This is a genomic window from Hydrogenivirga caldilitoris, assembly GCF_003664005.1.
Lineage (GTDB): Bacteria > Aquificota > Aquificia > Aquificales > Aquificaceae > Hydrogenivirga > Hydrogenivirga caldilitoris.
In genome coordinates this window covers 115,960-136,941 of sequence record NZ_RCCJ01000001.1, presented here as the reverse complement: position 1 = coordinate 136,941, position 20,982 = coordinate 115,960, and the positions used below count along the sequence as shown (strand labels likewise).

Genomic DNA, 20,982 nt, shown 5'->3' with positions numbered 1-20,982 from the left:
ATGGGAAAGCACAGGAGTGGAAAGCTAAAGGTTGAGCACCATTTACTTGAAGGGCTGGAAAACGTACTGGGAGAACTCCAGAGATGGGATGTTGTGGATAGCATAATACCGGGTAGGATAAAGAGGCAGAATAGAGGAAGGGGTTCAAAGGGCATATTCTTGAAGTACAAAACTGTCAGTGGCTATAAGCTTCTGTACAAAAATGGAACCTCCGTACAGGAGGTGTTTGTGGTTTGTAACGATTATAAGGGTTTTGAAAAACTCTTCAAGGAGAGGTTTGGATGAAGGTCGGCATAGTCGGGTACGGGAACATGGGGAGGGCTTTCGCCCTCGGGTTGTCCAGCTCGGTTGGTCGGGAAAATATACTTATATATGAAGTAAATGAAGTGAAAAGTAAAGAGGCCGTGGAGGACGGCTTTGCAACCGCTCAAAACCTGTACTTCCTAGCGAAGAACAGCGAGATACTCCTTATAGCGGTAAAACCCAAGGACGTGAAGGGTGTTCTTCAGGAGATAAAGAGTGAGCTAAAAGATAAGATCGTCGTTAGTGTAGCTGCCGGTCTTGAGTTGAGTTTTTACGAAGACATCCTCGGGAAGAAGGCGAAACTCGTGAGATTGATGCCCAATATAAACGTGCTTGTCAGAAGGGGAACTATAGCTTTTACCCACAACGGTAACCTCTTAGAGGAAGAGGTTGAGAACCTTGTGAGGGTATTTTCAACCTGCGGTAGCATTTATCAGCTTTCTGAAAGCCTCTTTGATAGCTTTACGGCACTCGCCGGAAGTTCTCCAGCCTTTGTATTCTCTTTTATAGATGCTCTGGCTCTAGCCGGTGTGAGAGAAGGGTTCAGCTATGAGGAAGCCCTGAGTATAGTTCTTGATACCATAACGGGAAGCGCAGAGCTCATAAGGGTGATGGGAGGAAATCCAAACGAGTGGAGCGTAAGGGTATCTTCGCCTGGAGGTACCACCATAGAAGGTCTTGCATACTTAGAGAGAAAAGGTTTTAAGGGAACGGTGATGAGATGCGTAGAGAAAACTACAGAGAAAGCAAGGAAGCTCAAGGGTTGAGATACAGCTCAAAGGTAAAGGGAAAACTCATTGAGGTAAAAACCCAATGGGAGGAGCACCCTAAGCTTTATCTACCCATTCAGAAACATACCAACAGGGTGATCACCTTAACGAGCTTTCCCTACCCACCCATTATAGGCGATGCCGTTGTGACAAATTTGAGAGGGGTTGAGGTAGGTGTCAGAACCGCAGATTGCGTGCCTCTCGTACTTGTAGGTGAAGATTGGGTGGGAATAGCACATATAGGGTGGAGGGGTTTAGCATCTGGAATAATAGAACATGTGCTTAAAAGGCTCAATCTATACGAGAACACAGAAAAGCTCTTTGCTTTCATAGGTCCAGCAGCCAAGTCCTGCTGTTACGAAGTAGGTGAAGAGTTTAAAAACTTGTTTCCGAACCTCCTCACAGTAAGAGAGGGCAGACTCTTCATGGATATGCAAAAAGCTGTAATTGAGGAGCTCAAAAATCTGGGGGTTAAAAACTTTGGTCTGATTGAAAAGTGCACCGTATGTTCCGAAGAGCTACCCTCTTACAGGAGGGATAAAACCAAAGAGAGGTTGCTCACTTCTGTGTTAATACTATAGGGTCTTCTTCAAGGGTAGGGTCAGGCTTCTTACCTGTAAGTATGTCAAGGAGCTCCTTTACGGAGATTATTCCCTGCTTCTTCAGGAGATGTCCGTTCGCCCCTATTATGAATATACCTTCCTCGTAATTCCCCAGCCATGCAGCACCAAGCCTATCGGCTATACAGAAACCCACCTTCTTTGCTTCCTCTCCCCTGTTGCAGGGGGTAACACAATTTGAAACACATCCGTTCCAACCGTTTACACCAGCGAGGAGTCTCTCTATAAAAGGTGTCTTTATAACCCTGAGTGGATAGCCAACTGGAGATTTGAGGAGAACTATATCCTCTTCTTCGGAATTAAGGACAACCTCCTTGTAAATCAAGGGTGCATCGCATTCGTGGGTAGCCACAAAACGAGTAGCCATCTGAACACCAGCGGCTCCACGCTCAATGTACCAGACTATATCCTTATAGCTCCAGACACCGCCTGCGACTATCACGGGTATATCTCCCCACCTCTTTGCCTCCTCAAGGACGCTGGGGAGCAGGTTCTCAAGCTGATACTCCGGTTTGAAGCAATCCTCGTACTTGAAGCCTTGGTGGCCTCCAGATTTGGGTCCTTCAAGGACAACAGCGTCAGGTAGTCTATCGTATCTCCTTTTCCAGGTCTTACATATAAGGTTAAGAGCACGGGCTGATGAAACTATGGGAACGAGGGCAACATCGTAACCTTCAACATACTGAGGCAGGGAAAGGGGTAAACCCGCACCTGAGATTATAAGGTCAGCTCCTGCTTCAGCCGCATCTCTCGCAACACGACCATAGTCTGTAATGGCGGAGAGTATATTAACTCCTATTGCACCTTTTCCCCCTGCGATCTCCTTGGCATCCTGTATTATTCTCTTTAGAGCTTCTGCACTGTGGGCGTTTACGGTGCCGATGGGTCTTCCATACTTATCCCTCTTGACAAGGTCCGGATGCCTGTAACCTGTACCCACCGCAGAAACGACCCCTATAGCACCACAGGCCGCAACCGAGCCGGCGAGGTTCTCCCAGGATATGCCAACTCCCATTCCTCCCTGGATTATAGGTATATCCGTCTCTATGTGTCTTATCTTTAACTTTGGTAAATTCATATCTGACTCCTTTGACTTTGAGTTGTATTAATTTTAGACTTCTGGGTAATGAAGTCAAGGGAAAGGGTCTTCTTAGGTCTGGGCTCAAACGTAGGAGACAGAGTAAAAAACATACTTTCTGCCCTTGAAGAGCTCTCCAGGCTCGGAAAGCTGATTAAAGTATCTACGGTGTACGAGAGTGAACCCTGGGGAGTTGAAGACCAACCACCTTTCCTGAACTGTGTGGTTGAGCTAAAAAGCCCGCTACCGCCTAAAAAACTTTTGGCTGAGGTAAAGAGTATAGAGAAAAAACTCGGCAGGATTGAACGTACCCGTTGGGGTCCAAGGGAGATAGACATAGACATACTCCTGCAGGACAACCTGGTTTATGAAAGCGAGGAGCTAAAACTTCCTCACCCCCTTATTGAATACAGGGATTTCGTGCTTATACCTCTCCTTGAGCTGGACACAAATTTAATAAACCCAAAGAGCGGCAAAGCCTATAAAGACTCCCTGCCAAAAATAGAAAACAGGCTTAAACCCTTCTGCTGCATAAGGGTTTAAGGAGTACTCTTAATGGGCTCCTTCCTTAGATTTCACATACTTCTCCCAGTTTTCCGGATTGAAGGGTGAGAGACTCCTGAGCCAATTGACTATCTTTGGAAATTCCTCAGAGGCGTATTCCACATCCTCTTCCGTGTTTTCCCTTCCGAAACTGAAGACAACTGAGCCGTTAGAAACCTCCTTGGGGACCCCTATAGCGAAGAGAACATGGGACTGCTTGAGAGCTAAAGAGACACAGGCTGAACCTGAAGCGGTCTCTATACCCATGAGATCACACCTGAGAAGCATAGCCTCTCCTTCCACGAAATGAACTATAAGGGATATGTGATGGGGAAGCCTCTGGGTCGGATGTCCAGTGAACTCAATGTACTCCAGCTTCTCTTCAATAGCCTTTCTAAACCTATCCCTGTAATTGGCAAGCCTGGTCATCCTGTCTTCAAGCTCTTTCATGGTAAGCTCTGCTGCGGCACCAAAACCAACTATACCAGGGACATTCTCAGTTCCAGCCCTTACACCTCTTTCCTGAGTGCCACCCTCCAGAAGGGGTCTTACCTTAACACCCTTCCTCGTCCACAATGCACCCACACCCTTCGGTCCGTACATGAGGTGAGCTGTGAAGGAGGCTGCGTCTACGCCCCAATCTTTCAGGTCAACGGGGTAGTGTCCAAGGGTTGGGGCAGCATCCGTATGGAAGATAACCTTTGGATTTTTCTCCTTGGCAGCCTGAACGAGCTCCTTTATGTTCTGAATGGTACCTATCTCCCTGTTGGAGTGTCCTATAGAGACAAGAACCGTGTCTTCCCTAACAGCTTCTCTTACCTGGTCTGGATGCAGAAGACCGTACCTGTCCGGTTTAAGGTAGGTCACTTCCCAGCCTTCCCTCTCAAGGCTCTTACAGGGATGAAGAATTGAATGATGCTCTATCTCTGTGGTAACTATGTGATTACCGCGCTTCTTGTAAGCGCTCGCTATACCCTTTATAGCGAGGTTGTTCGCCTCTATACCTCCTGAGGTAAAGACTATCTCTTCCGGGGTGTTGGCGTTTATAAGGGTTGCTATCTTCTCTCTGGCTTCGTTTATAGCCTTCTTTGCCTCCTGACCAAAGCTGTGAAGGGAAGTTGGATTTCCAAACTTCTCCCTGAAGTAAGGGAGCATAGCCTGCAGCACTTCCTCAGCAACAGGCGTGGTAGCGATATGGTCTAAATAAACGACTCTTTGCCCTGCTTTCTTTACAAACATACTCCTACCTCCTTAACTTAATTCTTGGGTTACTATCCTTGCTATACCATAAAAAGCCTTAGCCACTTCAGACTCAGGGTTTTCCACGACTATCGGCTCACCTTTATCAGAGCGCTCCGAAACCTCCGGGTCTATGGGGATAGAGCCAAGTATTTTAAGCCCGTAAGCGGAAGCGAACTCTGCGGTTTTGCCCTTACCGAATATGTAGTACTTCTGACTGTCACTGGGGCAGATAAAGTAAGCCATGTTCTCTATAACACCTAGGACAGGAATCTGAACCTCCTTAAACATGGATGTGGCTTTCTTCACATCCGCGAGGGCTACGTCCTGGGGTGTGGTAACGACAACTGCACCTGATATGTCTACGTTCTGGGCAAGGGTAAGCTGAACGTCCCCAGTGCCGGGCGGAAGGTCAAGGATAAGGTAATCAAGCTCTCCCCAGTCAACATCAAAGAGGAACTGGGTCAGCGCCTTCATAAGCATAGGTCCTCTCCATATAACAGGTGTGTCCTCTGAAGGGAGCATGAAACCTATGGAGAGTACCTTTATCCCGAATTTTTCCGCAGGAACTATCCTGTTCCTTTCATTTACAGTAGCTCTTGTACCTTTCAAACCTAAAAGAGTTGGAACGCTTGGTCCGTATATGTCTGCGTCCAACAGCCCCACTCTATAGCCGAGTTTAGCTAGGGCAAGAGCTAAGTTGGCGGCAACAGTTGATTTACCGACACCACCCTTACCACTACCCACAGCTATAAGATGCTTGACACCGGGAACCTTTCTCTTTGTAAAGGCCGGTTGCCCGGTGGGTATCTGAGCACCCTGCTGAGCCTGCTGGGGAGGTGTTTCTGTGAACTTAACGTTTACCTTCTTCACATCAGGCACATCAGACAGGGCATTCTGAACCTTAGCCCTAAGTATATCTTCAAGACCTTTCTTAGGTGTGTACAGGAGGACATCCAGCTCGCTGCCTATTAGCTTTATATCTTTCACCAGCTGTGCCAGGTTCTCTTTCAGACCGATATCTTCTAAGGTTTCTCCACGAAGTGCGTCCATTATGTCCTTAACCGCCATATGTCTTCCTCCTTTTATTCGCCTTTATGTAAAGGATATAGTAAATTAAACTCTTTAGTATGACTGCTATCATCGGTATTAAAATGGTGAGTGTATGAACCCGGAAGAAGTAAAGAAAGGTTTGTGGGAACTCGCTTACAACCTCTGGTGGACATGGAACCCACCGGCTAGAGAACTTTTTAGGAGTATTGACCCTATCTTATGGAAGGATACAAATCAGAACCCTATAGAGTTATTGCAAAGGACAAATCTGCTTGGTGAAAGATTAAAGAGCGAAGACTTTTTAAAACACTACAACTACGTTTACTCTTACTTCAAGTTTTACATGAAGAGATGCTCCGAACTATCAAAACGGTTTGAAAAGCCCATAATCTTTCTCTCACCAGAGTACGGACTACATCACACACTCCTTATATACGCCGGGGGACTCGGATTTCTCGCAGGGGACATTCTGAAGGAGAGTTCTGACCTTGCCTTGAACCTCATAGGCTCCGGCTTCCAGTTGTTCCAATCTCCCACCAGGTAAGCTTTCCTTACTCCTTCTCGCTCAAGCTCAAAGGTTACGTAGCACCTTTTACCTTTCATGGTTTTCTTTATCATCTCTCACCTCCCTGTACATATTAAAATAGACATTAAATATGAACATAGCACCTGAGATACTTAACTATCTTTCGGAGAGGAGGGAATTTACGGAAGTTATACTGGCACCGAAGGCTTCTCCCGTTGAAAGGAGGGAAAGGGGGGTTGAAAAGATAATAGACGTCATACTTTCACCTGATGACATAAGGGATACCTTGGTATCTTTGAGGTCCCATACTCCCACCTCACTCGGACCTCTGGGCAAGGAAGGGTTCTTCTCCTTCGGCATGCCGGATGTGGGGAGGATTAGGGTCACGTATCTAACCCAGAGAGGGAGCTACGTGGTAAGTATAGTAAAAGTGCCCTACGATATACCCGACCTAAGAGATATAATTCCATCTCACGAAAAGCTTGAAGAGTTGTTCTCAACCCTTTACAACTACAACGGGATACTTGCCATAATAGGAAAGTCCTTTGTGGTTCATAACCTGTTCTCCTACGCACTCCTGAAGGAGCTCTGTGCAAGGGAATCAGGACTGATATATGTGCTTGAGAGACCCATAACCTACCTCATTAAGCACAGCAATTCAATAGTAATCCAAAGGGAAGTGGGTGTTGACGTGGACAGCTTTGATGAAGGAATAGAGGAAGCCCTCTTTATGCACCCGGAAATAATTTACATAAGCGACATAACCATAAAGGATGCCCTCAGGTCTGTTAAAAAGCTATTTGATATACCGGTACTAACAGTCCTCAGTACAACAGCTTCAAGTGTAGAAGCCTTCAAGAGGAGCTTTGATGTGTTCTTAAGAGAGGATTCGGGAGAAGTCCTTCGCCTCATATCAAAGGTGATAGAACTCAAACTGAACGAGGATGAAAAAATAGACTTCAGGATTATAGACATATAACCCTTGGAGGGGGAAACCCGTTAAAGTTCGCACCGTAAACGGTAGTGTATGCCCCTGTGGATAAAAGAAAGAGACGGTCTCCAACTTCGGGTTCCGGCAGGAATACGTTCTTCGCGATAACGTCCATGCTGTCACAGGAAACACCACCGATAACCCATTCTTTGAGTTCTCCCTCCTTCTTCAGGTAAGTAGGGTATCTTATCCCCCCTAAGGCTTCTGCAAGTCCGTTGAACACCCCCGTGTCTATGTAAAGCCAATTCTCATCATCTCTCTTCGCCTTACCAAGTACGCTCACGACCATTAGCCCCTGATCCCCCACTATACCTCTTCCCGGCTCCATCTGAAGCTCGTAGGGTGGCGTAGGAAAGTACTTTCTCAAAAGTCCTTTTACATAATAGGCTACATCCTCTATCCTAAGTGACTCCTGCATATACCTGACAGGTATTCCACCACCCATATTGAGGACAAGCAGCTTTATACCCTTCCTCTTAGCATTCTCCCAGAGTTGGGCAGAGCGCTTTATGGCTATAAACCAGTTCCTGAGGTTGTTACACTGAGAACCCACATGAAAGGTCAAGCCTATGGGTATGAGTCCCCTGTCCTTTGCATACTCCAGGATGTCAAGGGCTGTATCCACATCCACACCGAACTTCTTAGACAGAGGCCACTCGCTTCCCTCGTTGGGAACAGTTATCCTTACATAGACCCTGGCACGGGGGGCTACCCTCGCTATCTTATCCACCTCTGAAAAGCTGTCAACGGCGAACCTTTTTACACCAACGCTATAAGCGTAATCTATAAAATCCAGAGGTTTGACGGGGTTGCTTGATATAACCTTCTCTGGCCGGACATTCAGAGACATGACCTTTTGGAGTTCCTCAGAGGACGCCACCTCAAAACCCGCACCCAAGTCAGAGAGAGCTCGGAGGATATCTATATGGTCGTTAGCCTTTACCGCATAGAATATATTGACATCAGGCATATGGTACCTCGCTTGGATATACTTTGCCTTAACCCCATCAAGGTCTATGAGAAGTGTTGGTGTTTGAACCTTGTCTATAAGTTCATAAAACTTAGGTCTGGCATCTATAAACTCCTCAAAGTAACGTTTTGCATAACCGAACTGTATCTCACCAACATTGATAGATATCTCTTTCATAGGCATATTTTATACCTTCAGAAGGGTATTACCATTCCGTCTTGAGCAGCCACCACCCTGAGACCGAGCTCTTGGGATAATTCCTGAGCCACTATGTCAGGTCCCCTCTCATGCATCTCCATGCTGAAGTGGGTAAGGATAGTTGTTTCAGCCTCACACACAGATATCAAATCTTTCACCTCTTCCACAGAAAGGTGCTCAATGTCTCCTCTCTTCCTGTAAAAGGTCGTGTTGATTATGAACACCTTGGGTTTTCTTGGATAGACTTCAAGCATATCCTCGGTGTACTTAGCACAGGATAGGTAAACCACCTTATCTCCATTAAAAGACAGTCCATAAGTTTCCACACCGTGATGGGAGTGCCTCATGACAGCTCTGAGTGTTACATCCCTGTAGGTTAGTTCAACCCCCTCCTTTATGAAAGCCAGTTTGGTCACCCTCTTAAGGAGGTAAGGAAGAACTACCCTATCTTTCCCCTCAACAGCAGACTTGGGAGCGAAGAGGGCAACGTTCCTATGCTTCCCCCCATCTGTACAGGCTTCCAGGAGGGTATTCACGTCAGCCGTGTGATCCAGGTGTATATGGGATAAAACTATCAGGTCTATATCGCGGTAATCTATACCATGCTCCTTAAGGTAAACAAAAGCTCCAGGTCCAGGATCAACATGAACTTTTGTGCCAGAAAAGTCTATAAGGAAACCGCCAGACCTTCTGACCAAACGGAAGGTTGTTACCCTTCCTCCAGCGGTTCCCAGGAAGATAATTTTAGACGTCTTCAACTATTATGGAGCCACTCGGACACTCGTCCGCAACTTCTTCCACTTCCCCTTCAAGGTCTTCGGGAACGTACATCCACCTTTCCTCTTCACTCTCCTCTATATCGTACTTTACCACGTCCGCTATGCCATCTCCTCTATCCTTGAAGACCTCTGGTATCCTGTCATAGCAGAGCTCACACGCCGTACAGGTGTCGTAATCTATGCGAACCTTCTTATTAGCCATATCAAGCCTCCTCAACTATTATGGAGCCACTCGGACACTCGTCAGCGACCTCCTGGACATCGTCCGCCAAATCCCCGGGAACGTTCATCCACCTTTCGTCTCCATCATCTATATCAACCTTAACCACATCCGCTATGCCATCTCCTATATCCTTAAAGACCTCTGGTATCCTGTCGTAGCAGAGCTCACACGCCGTACAGGTATCCTGGTCAACTCTAACCTTGAGTCCCATCTGCGTACCTCCTCAGTTTTCTTGGAAATATAAAAATATAAAAGAAAATCAGTATATCAAGATAATCTTAATCAGTATCGCACGTTTTCTCCTCTTCCGCAACCTCAAGGACTCCGAGTATCCTTGCTACAGTCTCTCCTATCTTTGCAGGGTTGTCTATAACGTATGCCCCAGCCTTCTCAAGAGCTTCCATCTTTGCCCTTGCAGTTCCCTTTCCACCCATTATTATCGCACCGGCATGTCCCATTCTTTTTCCTGGGGGTGCGGTTATACCTGCTATGTAGGCAAATACTGGCTTGTCCACGTTTGCCTCTATAAATTCGGCCGCCTCTTCCTCTGATGTTCCCCCTATCTCACCTATCATAAGTATGGCTTCTGTCTCAGGGTCCTCATTAAAGAGCTTGACTACATCTTTATGAGACAACCCATGAACTGGGTCTCCTCCTATACCAACCGCCGTAGTCTGTCCCAATCCCAGTCTCGTAAGCTGGTAAGCTGCTTCATAGGTAAGGGTTCCGCTCCTGGAAACTATTCCTATCCTCCCCCTCTTGAATATGTGTCCTGGCATTATACCCACCTTAGCCTCTCCAGGCGTGATTAAACCTGGACAGTTAGGACCTATAAGCTTGGCGTTTGGGTAAGCTTTCTTCATGTAGTCCTTTACATGCATCATATCCCTTACGGGGACCCCTTCTGTTATACACACAACAAGCTCTATACCGCTATCAAGAGCTTCCACTATCGCATCAGCTGCAAAGGGTGCTGGCACAAATATAAGGGAGCAGTTTGCTCCAGTCTCCTTAACAGCGTCCTCAACCGTGTTGAACACGGGTATGCCTTCAACTTCCTGTCCTGCCTTTCCGGGGGTTACACCTGCAACAACCTGCGTTCCGTAGGCTTTACACTGGGTGGCATGAAAAGAGCCTTCCTTTCCAGTTATCCCTTGAACTACAACCTTGGTGTCCTTGTTCACAAGTATCGCCATATTCAGACCTCCTCAGCTTGCTTTTTGAGCCAGCTCAACTGCCTTCCTGGCTCCATCCCACATATCCTTGGCATTTATGAAATTCATACCTGACTCGGCGAGTATTCTCTTGCCCTCTTCCACGTTGGTTCCCTCCATCCTTACCACTATGGGGACGTTAAGCTCAACGAGCTTTCCAGCCTCAACGAGACCCTGGGCGAGCCTGTCACATCTAAGAATTCCCCCGAATATGTTGACGAACACTGCCTTTACATCCTCATCAGCCATAAGTATCCTGAAGGCGTTGGCTATCTGCTCAACGTTTGCACCACCACCTACATCAAGGAAGTTGGCAGGTTCACCTCCGGCAAGCTTTATTATGTCCATCGTCGCCATCGCAAGTCCTGCACCGTTAACCATACAGCCTATGCTCCCAGAGAGTTTTATGTAATTAAGTCCGTACTTATGGGCTTCCACCTCAAGGGGAGATATCTGAGTCTCGTCCTCCATCTCCTCTATGTCTTTATGTCTGAAGAGGGCGTTTTCGTCTATCTCCAGCTTAGCATCAAGGGCTATAAGCTTCCCATCCTTATCAATAACCAGGGGGTTTATCTCCACAAGGGAAGCATCAAGCTCTATGTATATCTTGTAGAGGGTGAGCAGCACATTGGAGAAATCTTTGACCGGAAGTCCAAGTTTAAAGGCAAGTTTACGAGCTTGATAGGGCATAAGTCCAAGCTCAGGGTCAACCTCCTCTATCAGTATCGCCTCCGGATGCTCCTTTGCTATCTCCTCTATCTCCATACCACCGGCGGCTGAAGCCATAACTACAGGTTTAGAACGCGCCCTGTCAAGGGTTATGGAGAGATAGTACTCCTTATCTATCGCAGTAGCTTTCTCTATCCATACCCTGTTTACAGGCTTTCCGTCAGGACACTGAAAGGTCTTCAGAACCTTTCCAAGCATACCTTCAACAGCCTGCTGGAGTTCATCAATGGTCTTGACTATCTTTACGCCACCGGCTTTTCCTCTACCACCACAGTGAACCTGAGCTTTTACCACAAGGGGAAAAGCTCCAAGTTCCTCAGCTACCTGTTTTGCCTCTTTCAGTGTAAAGGCTACCTTCCCTTCCGGGACCGGCAAACCGTATCGGGAGAAAATCTCCTTTGCCTGGTGTTCATGTAGTTTCATAAGACTACCTCCGAATAAAACGACGTTTGAACATTAAAATTTTACAGGAAAACGGGGTCTTCCTGAGGTCTCACTGCATCAGATAATCAAAGGTAACCTTCCTTGTCTTCCCATTCTCGTGGATTATGATAGCTATGTGGTACAGACCTTTGTCAGACATATCAAACCAGCCACCGTAGTTGTCTCCATACTGGTGTGGGTACTTGGAGAGCTTTTCCCTTGTTGCTCTGAAGATAGGAGAACGTACCTCAGCTTCAACCTCATAATTTGACAGGTAGGTTATCTTCCCATTCTCTTCTTTCCAGAGACTAACGGCGAGATGGTGGGTCTGATTAGGTGTAGGTTTCCCATGATGTTTGACGAGAAGGTTGTAAGCTCTTGGAAAGTTCTTCTCCAGCTGAGCTATGGAAAACACACCTATACTCACATAGTAATCACCGAGGTTTTTTGTAAGAGGGGTGGGTACCACAACACCACCATCTTCTGCAGCTCTTGTTTCCTTTACACCCAGAAGAAGAAACAACATCCCCAGGAATACCATAAAGATATAAGCTTTTCTCATTTCAAGACCCTCCTTTTCTTCTCTCACTTTAATTATAAGCGTTTATTGTAAAAGGGGACATGATATAATACTGCCATGAGTTTTGAGGAAAAGCTCTTGAAGTATAAAACTTACGAAAATATCAATAACTTAGATAGATTGAAAGAGGAGTTTAAGAAGAAGCTGGAGAAGGTACCGCCAACGATGGAATACCTAAGGAACCTGATACTTGATGTGAAGCTTATTTTCAGGATTCTAACAGACCCAGAGTTCAAACTAAAAAGGGAGGCAAAGGAGGACTTTATAGCGGCTCTTTGGTATTTCATTGACAACAGGGATGGGATTCCCGACTGGATACCGATGGTAGGCTACTGGGATGACTACAGGCTAATAAGATACATAAAGGAAAAGCACAGAAAGGAGATAGAGAGATACTTTGAAGAAACAAAGTATTTCATAGCAAACTATTTCTGATGTTTAAGTTTATTCTTTTACGTATACTTCAAGCCATACCTACCATACTGGGCGTAACTTTCATATCCTTTCTGATAATAAAGCTCGCTCCGGGAGACTTCTTAGACCAGCTCAAACTCAACCCACAGATTTCGCCGGAGACTATAGAAAGGCTCAAGAAAATTTATGGGCTTGACCAGCCTGCCCTGATTCAGTACATAAAATGGCTAAAGTCTGCACTCCTCTTTGACTTGGGTTACTCTTTTCAGTATCACGCTCCTGTGACCCAGCTTATAGCAGAGAGGATACCTAACACTCTGTTGCTCTCTGTTAGCTCCGCATTACTGTCCTGGACGTTAGCGATACCCTTGGGTATGCTTGCAGCCTTTAAAGAGGGTACAAAATTGGACAAATTAATCCAAGCTTACGCATACTCCTTCATGTCCGTGCCAAGCTTCTTCTTGGCTTTCCTTTTTCTTCTGGTAGCGAGTAGGACTGGCTGGTTTCCCATAGGTGGGGTGCAAAGCCCCAACTTTGAGGAGTTGTCCTTAATGGGAAAGGTGCTTGATATCCTGCATCACCTATTCATACCAGCTATGACCCTTGCCCTCGTTTCCTTGGCGGGTTTGACAAGACTTGTAAGGAGCTCCGTTATAGAAGTTTTAAAGAGCCCCTTCATAACAATGCTTAAAGCCAAGGGAGCCTCAAGAGCTACCGTTGTGAAACACGTCTTCAAGAACGCTATGAACCCATTTACTACATTACTGGGCTACGAGGTAGCAAGCCTTATATCAGGAGCTGCCCTTATTGAGATAATAACAGGCTGGCCCGGTATGGGCATGCTTATGCTGGATGCGGTTTTATCCCAAGACCTCTTCCTGGTTATGGGCGGTCTCTATATAGGGACGATTATGCTTATAGTAGGCAACCTCTTCGCAGACCTGATGCTCGCATGGATAGACCCAAGGGTCAGGGAGAGGGAGTTTGCAAAGTAAGCTCAAGCAAAGTTTCTCTATCCTTTGACCAAGCGAGTTTTCTGAGGATTTTCAATTCAACCTTCTGGACGTCCCCCTTTGGAAGGTTAAGTACATAAGGAACCTCATATCTCAGGGCTGTCTTTGATTGAGCTGACAGGAGCTTCCTGACAGTTCTTTCCTTACCGTCTCTGTACACAACCTTTGCTATCAGATATAGCCTTGAGTCCCCCTGGTCAGCTGTGGGAAGATTGTGGGGGACACCGGTATTTGTAAGCACCAGCTCGTTACCCTCTAACTGAACCCTTATATCATCAGACTTAGCCTTCAAGGAAGGAAACTCATGGGAAGTTCTTGGCTTTGCGAGATGAAAGAGGTCAAAGGGGAACTTCTGTATAAGGTCCCTTTTACCAAGGGAGGGCATATGACAGCTCTGGCAGCTCTTACTTGTCCCTGTCAGTTTCCACTCTTTATAGGTTTCCTGATGGCAACCGGCACAGAAGTTAGATTTGGTATAGTTCATATCCTGTTTGGAGGGGTGAGGGGGAGACCACACCTTGAGGGGTCCGTGCATGGCTCTTGTCTCCTCTTTAAAGTGACATGCTACGCAACTCACACCGTCCTCTTTAAACTCTGCTCTCAAGGTAGGTTTCCTGTCGGGGTCAACCTGATGGGGTGCGTGACAGGATAGGCATTTGGTCTTCGTATAATTCTCCGAGTCTACCCTAAAGGGCTCGCTCGTCCAAGCATGGAAATGCCTGCTGTTCTTCCATTCCTTATATATCTGAACGTGGCAGTCAGAACATCTCTTAGCCTGGGGTCTCTCAAGGAGGTCCTCCTCAACGAACACGGTCTCCAGCCTTTCACACCCAAGCAGTATCAGGCTGAGGAGCAAGAGGGGTATCACTTTTCAAAAGCCTCCTGCACAAGGGCAGGTATCAGGTGAACGTTATGACACTTCGTACAGGTAGCTCCTATGGGTCCCAGAGCTTTAAACACTTCTTCACTGTTAGTCTTTTCCGAGGACAGGAGGTTCTCAAGCCTGGAAAGGGCACCCTCATACTCCTTGCCGAGCATCACCTCCTCGGAGAGCTTGTTAGTATGGCATTTGGAGCACATGCTCCTGAGCTGACGCGCCCTTTCAACAAAGTTGCTTCCTGCCTCTCTTGCCTTATCAGTATCTCCCTGCATAAGGTAAACCTTTAAAGCCTTCATAGAGTTGGCAAGCTTTTCCATATACTTGTGGGTTTCAAGTTCCATGAATTCTACGGGGTCCTCTATCTTCACAGTGTCAAAGCTAGGAAAGTGGTACACAAGCTTGACCGCTATCTCGTTGTCCCTGTGGCATTTTGCACAAGTCTGTCCAAAGTTCCTTGAAGCTTCTATAAACTTATCAACGTTTTTAGACTCCACAGCCTTCACAAGGGCATCTGCAAGTTCGGGCTTGAAGTACTCCTTCCACTCAGGTACCATCTTTGAGGTATTCAGATAAGTATCTTTCAACTTCACAGCCCAATCCTTCGCTTTATCCCAATTACCCTCGTTAACGTTCAACCTTACACCGGCAAAAGCCATACTCATTGAGTGCATGTTGGAGAGGAACTCAAACTTCTTTGAGGTCGGTGGGTAATACTTTTGCAAAGATGCAGGTGGTTTCTTTAGAGTTATCTTATCCGCGGAAAGGGCTACTCCTCCGGATATAAGGCACACCAAGAAAAGTCTCTTGAGTTTCATATCTTACCCTCCCGTAAACTTTTAAAGGCTACATAAAATTTAAGCCATAGGGAAACGCAGAACAACCTCAGTCCCACCTTCCGAAGACCTGACCTTGAACTCACCAGAGTTTCGCCATGTTAGCTCCTTTACTATGTAAAGACCCAGGCTGCCCTTTCTGTAAGCCTCTCTCAGAACTGCCGGGTTAAGCCCCTTCCCCTCATCCCGAACCGCAATCTCAATCCAGCCCTTATCCTCCTGCACCTTTATCTCAATAAGCTTTGAATCCGTGTGCTTGAGAATGTTATCTATAAGGTTATTAAATATCTCCTCAAGGTCTGCAGGGGATGCCTTTATACCCTTATCTGAAGGGCAGCTGACAAGAAACTTAATCCCATGCTTACTTAACCGCGGCTTCCAAAGTGAGCCAAACTCCTCAAGGAAAGTGCACAGGTTAACTTCCCTCTTTTCTGTATTCTTGCTTACCTTCTTTATACTGGAGAGAGCTTCATCAAGGAGCGATTCCATCTTGTAGGTCTCTTTAAGGAGCTTTTCAATATAGAAGCTCTCTTCCTCGGGCTTTATGACTCCCTCCTTCAGGGCGAGAAGCACATTCCTCAGGTTGGTAAGGGGCGTCTTCAGGTCATGGGTTATGCGGTATAACATAAACCTCTGTGCCTCTATCATTCCGGCTATCCTCTCCGATTGGGTGCTTATGACCTCCCCTAACCTGTCTATTTCCTTTATCCAGCTCCTTGGTATCTCCCCACTGAAGGGGAGTTTTCTGACCCCTTCCTCAAGCTTTAAGAGGTCTCTACTTACAAATTTTGATAGTAGGTAAGCTATGAGAATGTACAGCGGAATAAAGGCAAGTATTGAGAGGACTATCTTGGTGAACATCTTCTTCCCGATAGGTATGCCTACTATCTTGACAGTAAAGAAGGCGATCAATCCAGCTACAACCAAGTACGTTAAGAAAAGGAGAGAGAACAGAACCGTGAAGAAGGAGAGCTTACTCAAACTTATAGCCAAACCCCCTAACAGTTTTAATCCTTTCCGCAGCCTGACGGTCTATCTCCATAAGCTTTGTTCTTATCCTGTATATGTAGGTATCAACTATCCTTTCATAATCGGGAACTTCCTCATCGTATATCTCGGACATTATCTCCCTTCTGGAAATGACCTTTCCTCTTTTTGAAATGAGTCTTTTCAGGATAAGGAACTCCTTCGGGGTAAGCTCAATAAGTTTGCCCCTAAAAAGTATCCTCATCTCCTCAGGACGAACTTCAAAGCCTCCCACAGATAACCTATCCCCGGAAGAGAGAGCTTTCCCCCTCCTTCTGAGCAGTGCTTTTACACGGGCTATCAACTCCCTCATGTTGAAAGGTTTTGTTACGTAGTCGTCAGCACCAAGCTCAAGTCCCACTATCTTATCCTCGTCTGTATCTTTCGCGGTCAGGATGAGTACCATGGCTTCCGTCTGGGAAAAACTCTTGCAGAGTTCAAAGCCGTCCATATCGGGGAGCATGAGGTCAAGTATTACCAGGTCTGGTTTCAAAAGTTCAAAGCTCTTTAACGCTTCCATCCCATCAGAATCCCAGAAGACCGTGAAACCCTCTCTTTCAAGGTATCTCTTCAACATATCCGCTATAAGTGGGTCATCCTCCACTAACAATATCTTCCCTCTCATCAGAAGAAATTTTGAGTTCTTTTCAAAGAAAGTTCAAGAAAAGTTCAAATTTCAGTTGTAGATTCTTCACAAATTCAAAAGGGAGGTTGCTCTATGAGAAAGCTTATGGTAACCATCAGCATAGGGGCTGCTGCTTTCGCAAATGACTGGGATTTAGAAGCCCCTACCGGACTTAAATTTGGTCTTATAAAGGGTTACGAAAACTGGCATGTTGTGGCTACCCACTTCAGAACTGATAAAAACGAGCTCAGGTACATAATCGGGAACGATGTGGCAGTGAAAGCTTACAGGAGCGGTGTACCTCTCAACGGTAAGGAGTTTCCGGAAGGAGCCATCTTGGTGAAGATAGGATACAGCCTCAAGAAGAATCCAGCCTTTGAAGCTTCCCTTGAGCCTGACGTGATACAGAGGGTTGAGTACATGATAAAGGATTCAAAGAGGTTCAAGGATTCCGGTGGGTGGGGTTTTGCAAGATTCGTTTATGATGCCAAAGATGGAAAGTATAAGGTTTTCGGAAAGAGTGCCGAGGATTACGTGCAGTGCTTCACCTGCCACAAGCTCGTAGAAAAGAAGGACTTTGTCTTTACAGATTACGTAAACAGAAAGTAGATCACTCAACCCCCGTACTGCCGAAGCCACCGTCTCCCCTCGCGGTGGCGCTCAATTCTTCCACCTCCACAAGCTCCACCCTGCTTACGGGGGCTATAACAAGCTGAGCTATCCTTTCTCCCCTTCCTATAACAACATCCTCCTGACCTAAATTTATCAGTATCACCTTAACCTCCCCTCTGTAGTCCGAATCTATAGTCCCTGGTGAGTTTAAAACCGTTATTCCCTTTTTCACTGCTAGCCCACTCCTCGGTCTGACCTGCCCCTCATAACCCTCAGGAATCTCAAAGATGAACCCCGTGGGTATAAGAGCCCTTTCCATAGGTTTCAGGGTCACCGGCTCTTCAAGGGCAGCCCTAAGGTCAAGCCCGGCAGAGTGCTGGGTAGCGTAAGAGGGAAGCTCTATACCTTCGGCATGGGGAAGTCTTTTTACCTTTATCCTTACCATTTTCAGTCTATCTTATCGGTTAGCTTGGGTCTTCCTCTTTCGTCAAGCTCAAAAACCTTCACCTTAACTCTCTGACCAACTGCGAAGAGTTCCCTGGCATCCCTCACCCTCTCCTTCATATTGTCCACGTGGAGTAGTCCGACCTTTCCAGGTAGCACCTCAATAAAAACGCCGTAAGGCTCCACCCTGGTCACTTTACCCTCGTACACCTTGCCAACCTCAATCTCTTCAACGGGAGGTGCACTCTCACCGTCAAGTCCAATCGTAGTGAACTTCGGTCTTCCCATTTCGTCTATCTCAAGGACCTTAATCTTAACGACATCACCAACGCTGTATTTATCCCCAGCGTGTTTCACCGGCTGCGCCATCTTGGATACGTGGAGTAGCCCGACTTTTCCAGGTAGAACCTCAATAAAAACGCCGTAAGGCTCCACCCTGGTCACTTTACCCTCGTATACCTTGCCAACCTCAAGGTCCTTAACGAGGCTGTCTATCATACTTATCGCTTTCTGGATAGCCTCATCGGAAAATCCTGTCAGGTATACTTTCCCCTCATCTCCAACCCATATCTTTACTTCAGTTTCTTCGTATATCTTCTTAACGTTTGAACCTCCGGGTCCTATGACAAGGGCAACCTTCTCCTCGGGAACCTTGTGTATGACTATTCTGGGAGCGTAAGGAGATAGCTCTTTTCTGGGTTCGGGTATCGCCTCGTACATCTTCTCAAGGATGTATAACCTTCCCTCCTTAGCCTGTTGGAGGGCTTCGGTCATTATCTCCTTAGTTATACCTTTTATCTTTATATCCATTTGAATTGACGTAACCCCGTCCTTAGTTCCGGCGACTTTGAAGTCCATATCCCCGAGGTGGTCCTCATCGCCAAGTATATCGGAGAGTATCACGTAACTGTCTCCCTCCTTTATTAGACCCATGGCTATACCGGAGACATGCTTGCCACCCTTGACCGGGACACCCGCATCAAACAGAGCGAGTGAACCTCCGCAGACCGTTGCCATGGAAGTTGAACCGTTTGACTCAAGTATGTCCGAGACTACCCTGATTATGTAAGGGAACTGCTCCTCCTCCGGAATCACGGGTTCAAGAGCCCTCTCAGCGAGAGCTCCGTGCCCTATCTCTCTCCGTCTGGGAGGACCCCACGAGCGAGCTTCACCGCTTGAAAAGGGAGGAAAGTTATAGTGCAGCATGAACCTTTTAAAAACACCGCCTTCAGCTATGGTTTCAATAAGTTGAGCCTCATCGGGAGCACCCAGGGTAACTGTAACGTAGGCTTGGGTTTGTCCCCTTGTGAAAACCGCACAGCCGTGAGGTCTATCAAAGGGGTGAATTTCTATGGTTATAGGTCTTATCTCCTTTGGACCCCTTCCATCTATCCTTACACCCTCCCTTAGGATCTTCTCCCTCATGAGCTTACTTTCAAGCTTCTTGAAGAAGTATTTCACATTGAAGTGAAGTTCCTCAGGGATCTCGTGCCTATCTATAAACTCCTGAAGTATGCCTGCGAGGGTCTTGTTTCTCTCACTCTTGTCCTGTATACCAAAGGCTGAGATTATCCTCTCGGAACACTCTACCTCAAGAAACTTCAAGAGGGACTCATCAAGTTTCACCCCTTCAAACCCAACCTTTGGAACACCTACCGCACTACGGAGCCTCTCTTGAGCCTCTAAAGATTCCTGTATCGCCTGGTGTCCAAAGAATAAAGCCTCCGTTACGATTTCCTCAGGGACCTCCTTTGCTCCCCCTTCAACCATGACTATGGCATCTTTAGTACCAGCCATAACTATCTCCAAGTCTGCTTCCTTCCTCTCCTCATAGGTGGGGTTAGCTATAAACTCTCCGTTGACCCTGCAAACCCTAACACCTGCTATAGGTCCCTCAAAGGGTATCCTGGATATATGAAGGGCAGCCGAAGCACCTGTTATAGCAAGTACATCGGGGTCATAGTTGTCATCCGCCGAAAGAGTGAGAGCTGTAACAACCACATCATGGAAAAAACCCTCGGGAAAGAGAGGTCTGAGAGGTCTGTCTATAACTCTGGAAGCGAGTATCTCTCTATCGCTGGGCTTGCCTTCCCTTTTGACGAATCCTCCGGGTATCTTTCCGTAAGCGGAAGGTCTCTCCCTGTAATCAACCGTCAAAGGGGTAAAATCTATGTCTTTATTCGGCTCGTCGGCCATGACGGCAGTAACAAGTACTGCCGTTCCGCCTTGCTTTACTACTACCGCTCCATCTGCCTGCTTTGCATACTTGCCTACTTCTATTACTATCGGCTCTTTACTGTTCCCTACTCTCGCTGATTCCTCCATCTCACTTTACCTGAAGTCCAAGTTTCTTGGATATATCAAGGTATCTCTGGTAATCTGTATCCCTAAGATACTCAAGGAGCTTCCTTCTCTTATTAACCATCGCTATAAGTCCTCTCCTTGAGTGAACGTCCTTCTTATGTTTCTTCATATGCTCGGTTAACTTGTTTATCCTCTCGGTAAGTATAGCTATCTGAACCTCGGGAGAACCTGTGTCTCCTTCATGCCTCTGATATCCCTTTATCAGCTCCTGCTTCTTCTCCTTGGAAAGGGGCATTATGCAGACCTCCTTTATCAAAATGTGCAATTTTTTATTATAGCATCAATTTCATACTTCGTAGATCGTGTCAAGGAGTTCCTTAGCCTTACTCTTGTCTATACCCTTCAGCTTCTTGTAAACCTCTCTTGCACTGTCGGTTTTTCCAATTCTAACGTAGGCTACACCTAACTTAAAGAGCAGTTCAGGGTCTTCAGGCTTTGATTCAAGCTCCTTTTTCAAGTCTTCTATGTACCTCTCCAGCAATCCTTCACCCATTTTACTAAAAACACCCCTATAGTTCTTTCCGAGCATAGT

General features: G+C 46.5%; 27 protein-coding genes. 9 read left to right on the top strand and 18 right to left on the bottom strand.

Annotation, left to right across the window (positions count from 1 at the left end):
* From BCF55_RS00840 to pgeF, 3 genes are read left to right on the top strand one after another with little or no spacing between them, the layout of a single operon-like run.
* Positions 1-285, top strand: a complete 285-nt coding sequence (locus tag BCF55_RS00840; RefSeq protein WP_121008860.1) for a DUF2103 domain-containing protein — start codon at positions 1-3, stop codon at positions 283-285.
* Positions 282-1,070, top strand: coding sequence for a pyrroline-5-carboxylate reductase (proC, locus tag BCF55_RS00835; protein WP_121008858.1), 789 nt, complete (start codon positions 282-284; stop codon positions 1,068-1,070). The genes BCF55_RS00840 and proC overlap by 4 nt, the downstream gene beginning before the upstream one ends.
* Positions 1,025-1,654 carry a peptidoglycan editing factor PgeF gene (gene pgeF / locus BCF55_RS00830; RefSeq protein WP_121008856.1) on the top strand — a complete coding sequence of 210 codons (630 nt, stop codon included), beginning with the start codon at positions 1,025-1,027 and terminating at the stop codon, positions 1,652-1,654. The genes proC and pgeF overlap by 46 nt, the downstream gene beginning before the upstream one ends.
* Here pgeF and BCF55_RS00825 read toward each other — a convergent pair.
* Positions 1,632-2,771, bottom strand: a complete 1,140-nt coding sequence (locus BCF55_RS00825) for an NAD(P)H-dependent flavin oxidoreductase (protein WP_121008854.1) — start codon at positions 2,769-2,771, stop codon at positions 1,632-1,634. The two genes, pgeF and BCF55_RS00825, sit on opposite strands and share 23 nt — an antisense overlap.
* A 48-nt stretch (positions 2,772-2,819) precedes the next feature.
* On the opposite strand from BCF55_RS00825, the gene folK reads away from it, so the two are divergent.
* Positions 2,820-3,314 (top strand): 2-amino-4-hydroxy-6-hydroxymethyldihydropteridine diphosphokinase, encoded by a 495-nt coding sequence (gene folK / locus BCF55_RS00820; RefSeq protein WP_121008852.1) that lies wholly within the window; start codon positions 2,820-2,822, stop codon positions 3,312-3,314.
* 9 nt (positions 3,315-3,323) lie between these two features.
* Here the strand turns inward: folK and BCF55_RS00815 are convergent, their stop codons facing one another.
* Both BCF55_RS00815 and BCF55_RS00810 read right to left on the bottom strand, forming a co-directional pair.
* Positions 3,324-4,553: a cysteine desulfurase family protein gene (locus BCF55_RS00815; RefSeq protein WP_121008850.1), complete on the bottom strand. Its 1,230-nt coding sequence runs from the start codon at positions 4,551-4,553 to the stop codon at positions 3,324-3,326.
* 12 nt (positions 4,554-4,565) lie between these two features.
* The gene (locus BCF55_RS00810; RefSeq protein ID WP_121008848.1) at positions 4,566-5,624 is read right to left on the bottom strand and encodes an Mrp/NBP35 family ATP-binding protein; all 1,059 of its coding nucleotides are present in this window, start codon (positions 5,622-5,624) and stop codon (positions 4,566-4,568) included.
* A 94-nt stretch (positions 5,625-5,718) separates the two neighbouring features.
* On the opposite strand from BCF55_RS00810, the gene BCF55_RS00805 reads away from it, so the two are divergent.
* A complete protein-coding gene (locus tag BCF55_RS00805; RefSeq protein WP_121008846.1) occupies positions 5,719-6,150 on the top strand; it encodes a DUF3417 domain-containing protein in 432 nt (143 codons plus the stop codon).
* Between the two features lie 112 nt (positions 6,151-6,262).
* Positions 6,263-7,111 (top strand): hypothetical protein, encoded by an 849-nt coding sequence (locus BCF55_RS00800; protein ID WP_121008844.1) that lies wholly within the window; start codon positions 6,263-6,265, stop codon positions 7,109-7,111.
* On the opposite strand, the gene BCF55_RS00795 is transcribed toward BCF55_RS00800, so the two are convergent.
* From BCF55_RS00795 to BCF55_RS00765, 7 genes are all read right to left on the bottom strand, one after another.
* The gene (locus BCF55_RS00795) at positions 7,098-8,276 is read right to left on the bottom strand and encodes a type III PLP-dependent enzyme (protein WP_245960366.1); all 1,179 of its coding nucleotides are present in this window, start codon (positions 8,274-8,276) and stop codon (positions 7,098-7,100) included. The genes BCF55_RS00800 and BCF55_RS00795 overlap by 14 nt on opposite strands.
* An 11-nt stretch (positions 8,277-8,287) precedes the next feature.
* Entirely contained in the window at positions 8,288-9,049 is a 762-nt protein-coding gene (locus BCF55_RS00790; protein ID WP_121008842.1) for an MBL fold metallo-hydrolase, read from the bottom strand.
* Complete coding sequence (locus BCF55_RS00785) at positions 9,036-9,272, bottom strand: ferredoxin (RefSeq protein WP_121008840.1); 237 nt, start codon at positions 9,270-9,272, stop codon at positions 9,036-9,038. The genes BCF55_RS00790 and BCF55_RS00785 overlap by 14 nt, the downstream gene beginning before the upstream one ends.
* A 1-nt stretch (position 9,273) precedes the next feature.
* The gene (locus BCF55_RS00780; protein WP_121008838.1) at positions 9,274-9,504 is read right to left on the bottom strand and encodes a ferredoxin; all 231 of its coding nucleotides are present in this window, start codon (positions 9,502-9,504) and stop codon (positions 9,274-9,276) included.
* A 67-nt stretch (positions 9,505-9,571) separates the two neighbouring features.
* Positions 9,572-10,489, bottom strand: a complete 918-nt coding sequence (gene sucD, locus BCF55_RS00775) for a succinate--CoA ligase subunit alpha (protein WP_121008836.1) — start codon at positions 10,487-10,489, stop codon at positions 9,572-9,574.
* A gap of 12 nt (positions 10,490-10,501) precedes the next feature.
* Positions 10,502-11,659 (bottom strand): ADP-forming succinate--CoA ligase subunit beta, encoded by a 1,158-nt coding sequence (sucC, locus tag BCF55_RS00770; RefSeq protein ID WP_121008834.1) that lies wholly within the window; start codon positions 11,657-11,659, stop codon positions 10,502-10,504.
* Positions 11,660-11,729: 70 nt separating this feature from the next.
* A complete protein-coding gene (locus BCF55_RS00765; RefSeq protein ID WP_121008832.1) occupies positions 11,730-12,221 on the bottom strand; it encodes a hypothetical protein in 492 nt (163 codons plus the stop codon).
* A 75-nt stretch (positions 12,222-12,296) separates the two neighbouring features.
* Here BCF55_RS00765 and BCF55_RS00760 point away from each other — a divergent pair, with 75 nt between their 5' ends.
* Positions 12,297-12,674 carry a DUF1232 domain-containing protein gene (locus tag BCF55_RS00760; RefSeq protein ID WP_121008830.1) on the top strand — a complete coding sequence of 126 codons (378 nt, stop codon included), beginning with the start codon at positions 12,297-12,299 and terminating at the stop codon, positions 12,672-12,674.
* Complete coding sequence (locus BCF55_RS00755; RefSeq protein ID WP_121008828.1) at positions 12,674-13,648, top strand: ABC transporter permease; 975 nt, start codon at positions 12,674-12,676, stop codon at positions 13,646-13,648. The genes BCF55_RS00760 and BCF55_RS00755 overlap by 1 nt, the downstream gene beginning before the upstream one ends.
* Here the strand turns inward: BCF55_RS00755 and BCF55_RS00750 are convergent.
* Genes BCF55_RS00750 through BCF55_RS00735 form a run of 4 tightly spaced genes read right to left on the bottom strand, consistent with a single transcriptional unit; the run spans position 13,623 to position 17,030 of the window.
* A complete protein-coding gene (locus BCF55_RS00750) occupies positions 13,623-14,534 on the bottom strand; it encodes a multiheme c-type cytochrome (RefSeq protein WP_121008826.1) in 912 nt (303 codons plus the stop codon). The genes BCF55_RS00755 and BCF55_RS00750 overlap by 26 nt on opposite strands.
* Positions 14,531-15,361 carry a hypothetical protein gene (locus BCF55_RS00745; RefSeq protein WP_121008824.1) on the bottom strand — a complete coding sequence of 277 codons (831 nt, stop codon included), beginning with the start codon at positions 15,359-15,361 and terminating at the stop codon, positions 14,531-14,533. Before BCF55_RS00745 ends, BCF55_RS00750 begins: the two co-directional genes overlap by 4 nt.
* Positions 15,362-15,400: 39 nt before the next feature.
* Positions 15,401-16,372 (bottom strand): sensor histidine kinase, encoded by a 972-nt coding sequence (locus BCF55_RS00740; RefSeq protein ID WP_147424993.1) that lies wholly within the window; start codon positions 16,370-16,372, stop codon positions 15,401-15,403.
* On the bottom strand, positions 16,353-17,030 hold the full coding sequence (locus BCF55_RS00735) for a response regulator transcription factor (protein WP_121008821.1): 678 nt from the start codon (positions 17,028-17,030) through the stop codon (positions 16,353-16,355). Before BCF55_RS00735 ends, BCF55_RS00740 begins: the two co-directional genes overlap by 20 nt.
* A 93-nt stretch (positions 17,031-17,123) precedes the next feature.
* On the opposite strand from BCF55_RS00735, the gene BCF55_RS00730 reads away from it, so the two are divergent.
* Complete coding sequence (locus BCF55_RS00730; RefSeq protein ID WP_121008819.1) at positions 17,124-17,639, top strand: cytochrome P460 family protein; 516 nt, start codon at positions 17,124-17,126, stop codon at positions 17,637-17,639.
* 1 nt (position 17,640) lies between these two features.
* On the opposite strand, the gene dut is transcribed toward BCF55_RS00730, so the two are convergent.
* Genes dut through BCF55_RS00710 form a run of 4 tightly spaced genes read right to left on the bottom strand, consistent with a single transcriptional unit; the run spans position 17,641 to position 20,943 of the window.
* Positions 17,641-18,087 (bottom strand): dUTP diphosphatase, encoded by a 447-nt coding sequence (dut, locus tag BCF55_RS00725; RefSeq protein ID WP_170144712.1) that lies wholly within the window; start codon positions 18,085-18,087, stop codon positions 17,641-17,643.
* A gap of 2 nt (positions 18,088-18,089) precedes the next feature.
* Positions 18,090-20,411: a polyribonucleotide nucleotidyltransferase gene (locus BCF55_RS00720; RefSeq protein ID WP_121008815.1), complete on the bottom strand. Its 2,322-nt coding sequence runs from the start codon at positions 20,409-20,411 to the stop codon at positions 18,090-18,092.
* Position 20,412: 1 nt separating this feature from the next.
* A complete protein-coding gene (gene rpsO / locus BCF55_RS00715; RefSeq protein WP_121008813.1) occupies positions 20,413-20,685 on the bottom strand; it encodes a 30S ribosomal protein S15 in 273 nt (90 codons plus the stop codon).
* A gap of 51 nt (positions 20,686-20,736) precedes the next feature.
* Positions 20,737-20,943: a tetratricopeptide repeat protein gene (locus BCF55_RS00710; RefSeq protein ID WP_245960365.1), complete on the bottom strand. Its 207-nt coding sequence runs from the start codon at positions 20,941-20,943 to the stop codon at positions 20,737-20,739.
* Positions 20,944-20,982: the final 39 nt, after the last annotated feature.

Coding starts and splice junctions, on each gene's coding strand:
- BCF55_RS00765 (WP_121008832.1), bottom strand. CDS start 12,221: ATGAGAAAAGCTTATATCTTTATGGTATTCCTGGGGATGTTGTTTCTT.
- folK (WP_121008852.1), top strand. CDS start 2,820: ATGAAGTCAAGGGAAAGGGTCTTCTTAGGTCTGGGCTCAAACGTAGGA.
- BCF55_RS00800 (WP_121008844.1), top strand. CDS start 6,263: ATGAACATAGCACCTGAGATACTTAACTATCTTTCGGAGAGGAGGGAA.
- sucD (WP_121008836.1), bottom strand. CDS start 10,489: ATGGCGATACTTGTGAACAAGGACACCAAGGTTGTAGTTCAAGGGATA.
- BCF55_RS00780 (WP_121008838.1), bottom strand. CDS start 9,504: ATGGGACTCAAGGTTAGAGTTGACCAGGATACCTGTACGGCGTGTGAG.
- BCF55_RS00755 (WP_121008828.1), top strand. CDS start 12,674: ATGTTTAAGTTTATTCTTTTACGTATACTTCAAGCCATACCTACCATA.
- rpsO (WP_121008813.1), bottom strand. CDS start 20,685: ATGCCCCTTTCCAAGGAGAAGAAGCAGGAGCTGATAAAGGGATATCAG.
- BCF55_RS00710 (WP_245960365.1), bottom strand. CDS start 20,943: ATGGGTGAAGGATTGCTGGAGAGGTACATAGAAGACTTGAAAAAGGAG.
- BCF55_RS00815 (WP_121008850.1), bottom strand. CDS start 4,553: ATGTTTGTAAAGAAAGCAGGGCAAAGAGTCGTTTATTTAGACCATATC.
- pgeF (WP_121008856.1), top strand. CDS start 1,025: ATGCGTAGAGAAAACTACAGAGAAAGCAAGGAAGCTCAAGGGTTGAGA.
- BCF55_RS00735 (WP_121008821.1), bottom strand. CDS start 17,030: ATGAGAGGGAAGATATTGTTAGTGGAGGATGACCCACTTATAGCGGAT.
- BCF55_RS00840 (WP_121008860.1), top strand. CDS start 1: ATGGGAAAGCACAGGAGTGGAAAGCTAAAGGTTGAGCACCATTTACTT.
- proC (WP_121008858.1), top strand. CDS start 282: ATGAAGGTCGGCATAGTCGGGTACGGGAACATGGGGAGGGCTTTCGCC.
- BCF55_RS00745 (WP_121008824.1), bottom strand. CDS start 15,361: ATGAAACTCAAGAGACTTTTCTTGGTGTGCCTTATATCCGGAGGAGTA.
- BCF55_RS00720 (WP_121008815.1), bottom strand. CDS start 20,411: ATGGAGGAATCAGCGAGAGTAGGGAACAGTAAAGAGCCGATAGTAATA.
- BCF55_RS00810 (WP_121008848.1), bottom strand. CDS start 5,624: ATGGCGGTTAAGGACATAATGGACGCACTTCGTGGAGAAACCTTAGAA.
- BCF55_RS00795 (WP_245960366.1), bottom strand. CDS start 8,276: ATGCCTATGAAAGAGATATCTATCAATGTTGGTGAGATACAGTTCGGT.
- dut (WP_170144712.1), bottom strand. CDS start 18,087: ATGGTAAGGATAAAGGTAAAAAGACTTCCCCATGCCGAAGGTATAGAG.
- BCF55_RS00760 (WP_121008830.1), top strand. CDS start 12,297: ATGAGTTTTGAGGAAAAGCTCTTGAAGTATAAAACTTACGAAAATATC.
- BCF55_RS00825 (WP_121008854.1), bottom strand. CDS start 2,771: ATGAATTTACCAAAGTTAAAGATAAGACACATAGAGACGGATATACCT.
- BCF55_RS00785 (WP_121008840.1), bottom strand. CDS start 9,272: ATGGCTAATAAGAAGGTTCGCATAGATTACGACACCTGTACGGCGTGT.
- sucC (WP_121008834.1), bottom strand. CDS start 11,659: ATGAAACTACATGAACACCAGGCAAAGGAGATTTTCTCCCGATACGGT.
- BCF55_RS00805 (WP_121008846.1), top strand. CDS start 5,719: ATGAACCCGGAAGAAGTAAAGAAAGGTTTGTGGGAACTCGCTTACAAC.
- BCF55_RS00730 (WP_121008819.1), top strand. CDS start 17,124: ATGAGAAAGCTTATGGTAACCATCAGCATAGGGGCTGCTGCTTTCGCA.